The sequence below is a fragment of the Escherichia sp. AM3 genome (assembly GCF_032029835.1).
Taxonomy (GTDB): Bacteria; Pseudomonadota; Gammaproteobacteria; order Enterobacterales; family Enterobacteriaceae; genus Escherichia; species Escherichia coli.
In genome coordinates, this window is sequence record NZ_JAVUPQ010001019.1 from 1 (window position 1) to 267 (window position 267).

A 267-nucleotide genomic window follows, 5' to 3' on the forward strand; every position below is an offset into this window, starting at 1 on the left:
GGCCATCATCTCCCGTCAGTTTGTCGAAGTGATCATCGCGCCATCAGCATCCGAAGAGGCGCTGAAAATCACCGCGGCGAAACAGAACGTGCGCGTACTGGTTTGCGGCCAGTGGGCAGAGCGCGTTCCAGGCCTGGACTTCAAGCGCGTGAACGGCGGGCTGCTGGTTCAGGACCGCGATCTGGGTATGGTGGGCGAAGCCGATCTGCGTGTCGTCACCAAACGTCAGCCAACCGAGCAGGAACTGCGTGACGCGCTGTTCTGCTG

At 61.4% G+C, this 267-nt stretch carries 1 pseudogene; it reads left to right on the plus strand.

Annotated elements, in window-relative coordinates:
* Positions 1 to 267 (plus strand): annotated as a pseudogene (gene purH / locus RTW80_RS29510) (bifunctional phosphoribosylaminoimidazolecarboxamide formyltransferase/IMP cyclohydrolase); the annotation flags it as partial.